At 39.3% G+C, this 2,059-nt stretch carries 1 protein-coding gene; it reads right to left on the bottom strand.

Annotation, left to right across the window (positions count from 1 at the left end; translation table 11 throughout):
- On the bottom strand, positions 1 to 2,042 hold a 2,042-nt coding region (locus ABE34_RS10790; RefSeq protein WP_241747030.1), incomplete at its 3' end, for a condensation domain-containing protein.
- Between the last annotated feature and the right edge of the window lie 17 nt (positions 2,043 to 2,059).

Genomic DNA, 2,059 nt, shown 5'->3' with positions numbered 1-2,059 from the left:
CTTGGATACTCTGTCTTGGTTGCATTGAAGTCATGGAGGATCTTTTCTTTCTCATCCTCAGTCACAGTCTCTATTTCAGCTACTCGTCTGTCTGGATTTTCTGCGATTTCCTCACTGATCTTCTCTAGACGTTCTAATAACCTCTGTATGTCTTCATCACTAAATTGATTTGGATTATACATAATGTCAAAACAAAGTGTTTCATCCATTTCATATCCTGTAATAGATATTGGATAATTGGTTTGCTCTCTTACTCGCTCGAGTGCTACCATCATCTGTTCTGTATCAGTTTCTTGTTGTTCTAACTCTAATCCAGACATATAGTTTTCAAAAACATACAGTACTTTAATCAATTCTGTTCCTTGCAATGTCTCATTTTGTATCTCTGCCAATGAATAATAATCATAGCTCGTACTTTCATTTCCCTGTTCTTGCTGTTTCTTTAACAGGTCCTTAATGGACATCTTGTCCTCTGTTCTTACTCTTACTGGAATAGTATTAATGAACAGACCTACGATATCTTCTATGCCCTTGATATCGGCATTTCTTCCTGATACGACTTTTCCAAAGACTACATCTTGGTTTCCAGTACATTCCTGAAGCATGATTCCACATATTACTTCTGCGACTGTATTAATCGTACTTCCATTTTGTTCTGCAAATCGCTGTAGAGTCGATGCTACCTTCTGATTTACAGCTATCTTTTGTCTTCGCATCTGTTCTTCACTAGACTCTTCTGGCTTGTTCATCGGAGTGATTTCACAATTACTGTCATAATCATCTAATAGCTCGCTCCAGTATTCTTTTGCTTTTTCCTGATCCTGTTTTCTTAGCCAATGAACATAATCACTATATTCTCCCTGCTCTTTCTTCTCTTCCATTACTGCCTCTTCTAGTTCAGACAGTTGTATTCCTTCTTCGATCTTAGCGTAATACTTCATAAACTCAGCCATTAGTATTCCAAGACACCAGCCATCCACGATGATGTGGTGCATGCTCCAGATAAGTCGTACATCATTATCTCCGTACTTCACGTAGGTGATTCTAAGAAGCCGATCATCTTGCAAATCGAATCCTCGTTCGACATCCTGTCTTACGAGTGCTTCATATCGTAGTTCTTTTTCCTCGTCTGACAGTTCAGTAAGATCCTCAAGCTTATATTCTGGCTCCCTAACTTGGTAGATTACCTGTTTTGGTTCTAATACATTTCGATAAATAAACGCAGTTCTAAGAACTTCGTAACGAATGCTTAGTAGATGAAGTGCCTCTTTAATACTGTCACCATTCATCTCCATTCCGATCTTATAGATACTTTGTAGCACATATCCAGTAGACGCTGCATCCTCTAAGTGATGGAATAGCATTCCTTCCTGTAATGGTGTGAGTTCATATATTTTACCTACCATTCCAGCCAGTTCTTCTTTCAGCGTTTCGAATTCACTCACTGAAATATCATAGATTTCATAATCACTTGCAGTCTTCTCTTCGTTTCCTTCCACACAATACGCAATGGCTTCAATGATTGCTTGCTTAAACTGCTCCGAAAATTCATCAATAAACGCTTGATTAAATCTTTCTTCCTGGCTAATGATACTAAACTGAATCTTTCCATTTATCGCCTGTCCAATTAACAGTAACTTATCATCGGTCCAGTTTTCTTCGCCACTTTCGTAGCCAAGCTCAGCACCTACTCCATTGAAGTCTCCAAGATAGTTAAAGCTTATGTCAACTTCGCATGTTTCTCCTAATTGCTGAAGGATACCGTATCCGAGGCCACCATTTGGTACACTGCGTACGGCTTCTTTTGCCCCAATGACGCTTCGTCTAGTATCTTCGATACAATCAAAGATGACTGGATATACATTGGTAAACCATCCTATTGTTCGATCAATCTCAATTGGCTCATGCAGTCTTTCTCTTCCGTGTCCTTCTAGTTTGATTGCCACTTCCTGTTGACTAGTCATTCTTCCAATTGCTTTGGCAATACCACTTAATAACACTTCATGGACCCTTGCTCCACACGCTACGCCGGACTTCTTCAACAGTTTCTCCGTTATCT

This window comes from Lysinibacillus sphaericus (genome assembly GCF_015844675.1).
GTDB lineage: Bacteria > Bacillota > Bacilli > Bacillales_A > Planococcaceae > Lysinibacillus > Lysinibacillus sphaericus_E.
Note: the sequence above shows the minus strand (reverse complement) of the source record. Positions and strands in the feature narration are given on the sequence as shown.